Raw genomic sequence first — 5,603 nt, 5'->3', positions numbered from 1 at the left:
CTGCGTCCTCCGCAGCGGCGAGCACCTCGGCCAGCCCGAACGGGTCACCCGGCATCCTTGCCTCCGCTCATGCGAATGTCCCAGCCTGACCGCGGGCACTGCCCGCATGCGATCTCACACCAGTTCCACCTCGGCGGCGGGCAGGCACGCCCAGTCCCTCGCATAAATGACCAGTTGCGAGAGTTCTGCGAAAACACCCCGGAGCCGATCGTGAATCCGCAGGTCGTGGTTCGCAGAAGTCCTCTCAAAACCGGTGAGTTGTGCGAGGTGGTTCTGAGACACTGCCGGGGTGGGTCTGACGCCCGATCAAGCCGCAATCGCGGTAGAACGAAACGACTGTCCGAAGTGTGAAGCCCCGGCCGGCAGCGCATGCCGCACGCGCAGCGGAAAGTGCGCGACGAAGTGCCACACCGCCCGCTTCATCCTCGTCCCCGCGCTCCGCGAGGAGCTTGAGGTGATCGTGCCGGAGGACCGCTGCCCGGGGCGGGCGTGGAAGCCGGGCCCGCCCGTCGAGGCGGCGCCGGCCACCGCGGTGGCGAAGCCCATCCGGATCGGGTACGCCCGCTGCTCGGCCGCCCAGCAGGAACTCGCCTCCCAGCTCGTCGCGCTCGGACCGGTCTGCAGGCGGATCTTCTCCGAGAAGATCTCCACCCGGGTCAAGACCCGGACCGAGGTGGAGAAGCCGCTGAAGCTGGCGTATGACATCAAGGAGGCAGCCCCCGGCCAGGAGGTCATCCTCACCGTCCACGAGCTCTCAAGGCCTCGCCCGCAACGCCGCCGAGCTCATGACCCTCTCCGGCCAGCTCCAGGACGCTGGTGTCCAACTCGAACTCCTCACCGGCCCGCTCACCGGCATCTACGACCCCAACGGCATGGGAGCGATGTTCTTCGCCGTGCTCGCCATCGCCGCGCAGCTCGACCGCAACTACAGCCGCGAGAAGACCCTCGAAGGCCAGCAGACCGGCCGCCGCCGAGGGCCACCACGGCGGACGGCCCAAGGTCATCGACGACGACATGCTCACCTTCGCCGTCGCGCTGAAGAACAAGGGCGTCCCCGTCCCCGACATTGCGAAGAAGCTCACGATCAAGACGGGCAAGAACGCGGGGCGCCACCCCCTCGGTCGCCTCGCTGTACCGGGCGCTCGCCGAAGCCGAGGAAACCGCCGAGCCCAACGACGGACAAGTCATCAGCCCCCGCCGCCCGATCCGCGCCCGCATCACGGGCCCCGGCAGTGGCACCGACCCGGAGTTGATGGAACGGCTCACCGCACAGGTCCTCGACGGGCACCGTGCTGGACTATCTGGCCCGGCAGGCCGAGGACGGCTCCGACGACGTGGTGGCCCAGCTGCGCGTGCAGGCTCGGACCGGAGACAACCAGTGATCCCCATGCCGCCCCATCGCTGGAAGGGCCCGGCGTCCTCGGCGCCACCGGACCCGAAGAACACGGTCTCTTCGGCCCTGGCCCGACCCCACGGAGCCTGAAGTGGACAACGCCGACCCCGGCCACAGCGCTGCGCCTGCCGAAAAGTCCATCCACGCAGTTCTGGCGGCATGTTGGTATGTGTGGAGGACTCCGCCGAGGCGGTCTTTTCGGCGTACGTCGAGGTGGGAGATCTGTGCAGGGGTGAGTGGTTCGGGGACGGCGCGCAGGGGTGTTGCCTGATGCATCGCTTGGTGAGGCCGGTGGAGGTTGTAGTGCAACTCGAACTGGCGGAGCGCGTGGCGCAGGTGGTGCTCGTTCCCAGGTGTGGTCCAGGAGTTCGTGGCGGCAGGTCTGGACTCAGCGCTCCATGGTGGTGTTCATGCGTGGTATCTGGACGCCGGTGAGGGCGACCCGGATGCCGATGTCGCTCAGTATCTGGTCGAAGAGGGCGGGGTACTTCGTATCCCGGTCCCGGATCAGGCAGGTGATGGTGGCGTTAGTGTCTGCCAGGTCCATGGCCAGGTTGCGGGCGGCCTGGGCGACGCGGTCTGCGGTGGGGTGGGCGGTGGTGCCGAGGATTCGGATGCGGCGGGTGGCGTGTTTGATGACGGTGAGAATGTACTGGTGCTTGCCGGTCAGGGTGATGGTCTTGATGAAGTCGCTGGCCAGGAGGGCGTCGGCTTGGGAGCGCAGGAAATCGGCCCAGGTGGTGGCTGCCGGGTCTGGCGCGGGGGGGATGTCCTCGGCTGTGAGGATTTCCCAGATGGTGGAGGCGGCGACTTGGATGCCGGGGGTGGCGAGTTCCCCGTGCGCCCTTCGGTAGCCCCAGGCCGGGTTCTCCCGGATTAGGCGGAGAATCAGCGCGCGAATTGAGCGGACCGTGGGCGGTCGGCCCGGCCATTTCGGCCGGCATGTGCGGGCATGGCGCCGCTTCATCAGATCGCGGTGCCATCGCAGCACGGTGTCAAGCCGTATCAGGAGCCGTAACCGGGGTAGGACCTGACGGGGCAGCGGCACTAGCAGAGCGGCAAGCAACGCCCGGTCCTCCGGAGCGAGTCTCACCCGGTCCGTACCGAGCTGCCGCTCAAGGACGGTGAGCTGGTGGCGCAGAGCGAGAATCTCCGCGTCCTTGTCGCGGTCGCTCATCGGCAGGCAGCAACCGCACGCGCCGAACAGGGTGGTGACGGTCAGATAGGCGAGACGAAGCAACACGAGTGCATGTCCTGCCGTATCACCGAACAGGCTCCTGAGCTGCATGGACGACATTTTCGGCAGGCGCAGTGTAGCTCTTCTGGGGATCAGCCCGGATCGGACAGAAAATCCTCGACAGCGGCGGCGAATGGGGCCGGAGCATCGTGGTGCACGACATGACCGGCGGGCAGCTCGGCGAGACGGGCCTTGCCGGCGCGACGGGTGATCATTTCGCTGGCATGGGCGGCCGCCAGCTCATCGCTGCGTGTTCCACGGATCAGCAGAGTGGAGCAGGCCACCGCCGTCCAGTCCTGCCAGTGGTCACCATTGAGTGCCTTCTGAGACGCCACCGTGTGCTCGATGTCGAACGAGAATCCCCAGCCGCCCTCCGACCGACGGAAGGAACACTCCAGATAGGGAGCCGTCGAGCCCAGCGCGGCCAGCAGATCTTGGCGGGACGGCGCATGGCGGGGCAGGCGCAAGGTGAATGACCAGTCACTGTCCACCACCGCGCCGATGTCCTCGACGATCAGCGCACGGACCCGATCCGGCTGCCGGGCAGCGTACTGGTATGCGTTCACTCCGCCCAGCGAGTGGCCCAGCACCGTCACCGGCCCGATGCCCAGGTGCCGATGGAAAGCAGCGACATCAGCGACGTAGCCGTCCCGCTCGTAACACTGAGCACGATCGGACTCGCCGTGCCCGCGTTGATCGAGCGCGATCACCCTCCACCGCGGTGCCAACGCCTCAGCCAAAGGCGCGAACGCGGACGCCTCGTTGTAGTGCCCGTGCAGGGCCAAAAGCGGAGTACCCGGACCACCGAAGTCCAGATACGACAGTTTCCGTCCGCCGACCACGAAGAACTCACGCATGACGTGGATGCTATGCGGCAACACTGACACCCGATGGCTGACCAGCAGTCGACAGAGACCAGAACTGCCCTCTCATCCAGAACGAGCTACACCCAACGGACATCGCCTCACGAACCGCCCTCTAAAAAGCCACATGTTTCAGGAGCAGCGCCAGATCCTCGTCAGCCAGGCCCACACACCCCTGAGGATGCTGGTTCGCCATCGCCTCCAACCTCACCGGATCCCTCTGTAGCGCCTCAGTCGCTTTGGCGTGCAGTGCCGCCTTGACCAGGTAGGGCTTTGCCGAGCCAGCCGGTGCCGGATACGGTTCTGAGCACACCTCGGCCATGGCGGCGATCTTCTTTTCCGGTGCTGCAAAGTAGATCCACAACCGGTCACCGGCTCTCATGTTCTTGAGCTTACGACCCAGCCACCATCGCCCTGACCCCGTGTCCTCGCTGGCCAGCTTCGAAACTCTCGCAGAAGTTGATGGCCCCTCGTCGACGGTGTCCAACTTCGGGTCCAGGACGTGCAGCCACTCGCGGCCAGCTCCAGGAATGAGGTAGATCGCTCGGCCCCCGACCCCAGGCTTCCGCTCCAGGGACCTGTCCCGGTTCAGGTCTCGCAGCAACGCCCGCGCACCCTTGTCATCCGTCTCGAAGCCGTAGCTCTCCAGCGTCCGAATGACGCGGGCCGGGTCCCACTCGCCGCCTTCGGCGGTGATGGCACTCTCCAGGATCTCCAAACGAGTCAGGGGCGTACGGTTCTTGGGGCGGCCGTGTCTCTCAAGAATCCTGTACAGCTTCGACGGAGACATGCCCGCTGCCACTCCGAGGTTGACGCGGCTTGCATCGGCATCCAGCTTGTCTGCCTGCACGATTACCAGCTCTCGCCACTCCTCCACGTGCTGGATCAGCCGACTGGCGCGGGCGATGTCCCGCAGTAGCTCCACGAGTTTCGCCTCGGCTCCCGCCCGAAGTCTTCACCCGGGATGACGAACGGCCTCATGCCTACGTGGACAGCGGGGCGGAGTCCGCCCCCGGCGCATCTACGGGTAGTTCGGAGATGTCGCCACTGAGGAGATCCGGAATGGCTGCGAGGTCTCGAGGGGCTGGGCCGGTGCACGGGGTACTGGAGGCTTGCCGGAGACGCCCCACAGCCTGCCCCCGCCAGCGTCTGCATCGTGGCGAGGGTGACCAGTTCGGCATCGCTCAGGCGGGGCGTAATGCCGACCGGCGGGCGCCACGGCGCCAGCTCGGGATGCTCCTTCAGCATGTCGTCGGTCGTCGCATAGAGTGCTGTCGCGAGGGTGTCCACGTCGTTCGTCACAAAACGATCTTGGACACCCTCGTTCTCGTCTCCGCAGGCACCCCTTGGACCACACCACCAGGAGGAACCAGTGTCATACCCGCAACTACTCACCCCCGAGGAGAAGCTCGCCGACGCGAAGAAGCAGCTGAGCCTCCCGCGTATCGTCGTGATCTGTGGCTCCACCCGCTTCATGACCGAGATGAACGAGGCCGATCTGCGGGAGACCAAAGCCGGAAAGATTGTCGTCAAACCGGGCTGTGACATGAAGTCGCCGCACGAACTTTGGTCCGATCCTGTCGAGGCCGAGGCGCTGAAGGTTCGACTCGACGATCTGCACCGAGCGAAGATCCGCCTCGCTGATGAGGTACTCGTAGTCGGCGACTACATCGGAGACAGCACCCGAGCCGAAATCGCCTACGCCCGGTCGCTGGGCAAGCCCGTGCGGTTCACGCACCCCGAAGTCGACCCTGACGCCTGACCGCCCGCTGACACCTCGACAACCAGGGCCGGCAGCCCGCCGCCTGACCGTCTCGCGGTGGCTTCGGCCGCCGCCCACCCCACACCCCCTGCAGGCATCCCTTGGAATTGATCATCTAGGGGAGCGCGCCGGATGGCACTCCTGGGTGAGAGGCAGAGGAGGGACGAGCTGCCCTACAAGGATCCGGAGCGCTTCATCGGTGCCGGGCCTACGTGTGGGGCATCGCGGACATGAACGTTGCCCTTGCCGATATCCTCATCCGGGCAGGTCACGCGGCATGTTCATACTCGTTGAGGAGGCCACCGAGTCGGTGGCGTTTGCGTATGTCGAGGCGGGTAATTTGCTCGG

Annotated in this window: 4 protein-coding genes and 3 pseudogenes; 3 read left to right on the top strand and 4 right to left on the bottom strand. The window is 66.1% G+C overall.

Annotated features, from left to right (window positions below; translation table 11 throughout):
- Positions 1-289: 289 nt before the first annotated feature.
- Together AC07EJ_RS45915 and AC07EJ_RS45910 are read left to right on the top strand one after the other, a co-directional pair.
- Positions 290-397 (top strand): annotated as a pseudogene (locus AC07EJ_RS45915) (zinc finger domain-containing protein); the annotation flags it as partial.
- Positions 398-698: 301 nt separating this feature from the next.
- Positions 699-1,253: a recombinase family protein gene (locus AC07EJ_RS45910; protein WP_478886529.1), complete on the top strand. Its 555-nt coding sequence runs from the start codon at positions 699-701 to the stop codon at positions 1,251-1,253.
- Between the two features lie 293 nt (positions 1,254-1,546).
- Here the strand turns inward: AC07EJ_RS45910 and AC07EJ_RS45905 are convergent.
- The 4 genes and pseudogenes from AC07EJ_RS45905 to AC07EJ_RS45890 all read right to left on the bottom strand — a co-directional run.
- A pseudogene (locus AC07EJ_RS45905) lies at positions 1,547-2,636 on the bottom strand (integrase core domain-containing protein); the annotation flags it as partial.
- A gap of 86 nt (positions 2,637-2,722) precedes the next feature.
- The gene (locus AC07EJ_RS45900; protein ID WP_478886528.1) at positions 2,723-3,487 is read right to left on the bottom strand and encodes an alpha/beta fold hydrolase; all 765 of its coding nucleotides are present in this window, start codon (positions 3,485-3,487) and stop codon (positions 2,723-2,725) included.
- Positions 3,488-3,608: 121 nt separating this feature from the next.
- A complete protein-coding gene (locus AC07EJ_RS45895) occupies positions 3,609-4,418 on the bottom strand; it encodes an EVE domain-containing protein (RefSeq protein ID WP_389491591.1) in 810 nt (269 codons plus the stop codon).
- Positions 4,419-4,630: 212 nt separating this feature from the next.
- A pseudogene (locus tag AC07EJ_RS45890) lies at positions 4,631-4,795 on the bottom strand (IS982 family transposase); the annotation flags it as partial.
- A gap of 70 nt (positions 4,796-4,865) precedes the next feature.
- Here AC07EJ_RS45890 and AC07EJ_RS45885 point away from each other — a divergent pair.
- Positions 4,866-5,255: a hypothetical protein gene (locus tag AC07EJ_RS45885; RefSeq protein ID WP_307619330.1), complete on the top strand. Its 390-nt coding sequence runs from the start codon at positions 4,866-4,868 to the stop codon at positions 5,253-5,255.
- Positions 5,256-5,603: the final 348 nt, after the last annotated feature.

This window comes from Streptomyces sp. NPDC045026, assembly GCF_056432625.1.
Note: the sequence above shows the minus strand (reverse complement) of the source record. Positions and strands in the feature narration are given on the sequence as shown.

Coding starts and splice junctions, on each gene's coding strand:
- AC07EJ_RS45910 (WP_478886529.1), top strand. CDS start 699: ATGACATCAAGGAGGCAGCCCCCGGCCAGGAGGTCATCCTCACCGTCC.
- AC07EJ_RS45900 (WP_478886528.1), bottom strand. CDS start 3,487: ATGCGTGAGTTCTTCGTGGTCGGCGGACGGAAACTGTCGTATCTGGAC.